Origin of the sequence: Pseudomonas sp. (assembly GCF_037994325.1) — a bacterium.
Classification (GTDB): domain Bacteria; phylum Pseudomonadota; class Gammaproteobacteria; order Pseudomonadales; family Pseudomonadaceae; genus Aquipseudomonas.
Window position 1 is genome coordinate 1 of sequence record NZ_JBBNAH010000721.1, and the last position, 1890, is coordinate 1890.

At 60.6% G+C, this 1890-nt stretch carries 2 protein-coding genes; both read left to right on the forward strand.

Annotated features, from left to right (window positions below):
- Positions 1-1388, forward strand: a 1388-nt coding sequence (zwf, locus tag AAAB16_RS23965; protein WP_340665599.1) for a glucose-6-phosphate dehydrogenase, incomplete at its 5' end; no start/stop codon positions are given.
- A partial coding sequence (pgl, locus tag AAAB16_RS23970) for a 6-phosphogluconolactonase (RefSeq protein WP_340665600.1) occupies positions 1375-1890 on the forward strand: 516 nt, incomplete at its 3' end. The genes zwf and pgl, both read left to right, overlap by 14 nt.

Below are 1890 nucleotides of genomic sequence, written 5' to 3' on the forward strand. Positions count from 1 at the left end.
CGCTTTACCAGCTCGACCGTGCCGGCCTGTTGCATGCCGATACGCGCATTCTCGCCTTGGCACGAGAGGCGGGCGATGCCGAGAGCCACCTGGCTTTCATTGATGATTGGCTGCACAAATACGTGCCGGTCATGGACCTGGACGGCGAAGTGCTTGAGCGCTTTCGCCAGCGCCTGAGCTACTTGCATATCAACTTTACTGAGGCCGCCGATTACCCTGCGTTGGTCGAAGCAGTGGCTGGCTCCGATACGCTGATCGCCTATTTCGCCACCCCGGCGTTTGTCTACGGCCCCATCTGCACCAACCTGGCGGCGGTGGGTCTGGCCAGCAAAACCCGCGTGGTGCTGGAAAAACCCATCGGCCATGACCTTGAGTCGTCGCGCAAAGTGAACGACGCCGTGGCCGCGCATTTCCCGGAATCGCAGATCTACCGCATCGACCATTACCTGGGCAAAGAGACGGTGCAAAACCTGATCGCCCTGCGGTTCGCCAATAGCCTGTTCGAAACCCAGTGGAACCAGCACCACATTTCCCACGTGGAAATTACCGTGGCTGAAGTGGTGGGTATCGAAGGCCGTTGGGGCTACTTCGACCAGGCCGGGCAACTACGCGACATGATCCAGAACCACCTGTTGCAGTTGCTCTGCCTGATTGCCATGGACCCGCCGAGCGATCTCTCAGCCGACAGCATTCGCGATGAGAAAGTAAAGGTACTCAAAGCGCTGGCGCCGATTACCCCGGAACACCTCAGCCGCCAAGTGGTACGTGGTCAATACGTGGCCGGCAGCAGCGCTGGCAAACCGGTGCCGGGCTACCTGGAAGAGGACAACGCTAACCTGCAGAGCGACACCGAAACCTATGTCGCCGTACGGGCGGAAATCCGCAACTGGCGCTGGTCGGGTGTGCCGTTCTACCTGCGTACTGGCAAGCGTATGCCGCAAAAGCTGTCGCAGATCGTCATCCACTTTAAAGAGTCGTCGCACTACATTTTTGCCCCCGAACAGCGGCCGTTGGTGAGCAACCGCCTGATCATCCGCTTGCAGCCGGACGAGGGCATTTCCCTGCAAGTGATGACCAAAGACCAAGGCCTGGATAAAGGCATGCAGCTGCGCAGTGGGCCGCTGCAGCTGAACTTCTCTGAAACCTACAAAGCCGCACGTATTCCCGACGCCTATGAACGGCTGTTGCTGGAAGTGACGCAGGGCAACCAGTACCTGTTTGTGCGCAAAGACGAGGTCGAACACGCCTGGCTGTGGTGCGACCAGTTGATTGCCGGCTGGAAACAGCTTGGCGACCCACCCAAGCCATACGCGGCCGGTTCCTGGGGACCGATGGCGGCAATGGCGCTGATTACCCGTGATGGGAGGTCCTGGTATGGCGATCTCTGAGCTGAATTTTCCGGCCGGCGTGCAAGCCATTGAGCAAGCATCGGCCAAACAACAGGCCAACGACTTGGCTGTAGCGGTAGCGCAGGCGTTGACTGCCGCGCTGCGCGAGCGTGATTTTGCCAGTTTGGTGGTGTCCGGTGGCCGTAGCCCGGTGGCGTTTCTTGAAGCGCTGTCGACGCAAAAGCTGGAGTGGTCGCGGGTGGTGGTGAGCCTGGCCGATGAGCGCTGGGTGCCGGTCGAACACAGCGACAGCAACGAGGCACTGGTTAAGCGCCACCTGCTACGTGGCGAAGCGGCGCGCGCGCATTTCCTGGGTTTGTACCGCAGCCCGGTGAGCCTCGATGCGTCGGTGGCCGGCGCCAATGTAGCTCTGAGCGAACTGCCGCAGCCTATCGATGTATTGGTGCTGGGCATGGGCGATGACGGCCACACAGCCTCGCTATTTCCCAACAGCCCGCTACTGGCCCAGGCCCTGAGCCCGGACTGCACACAACCCTGCCTG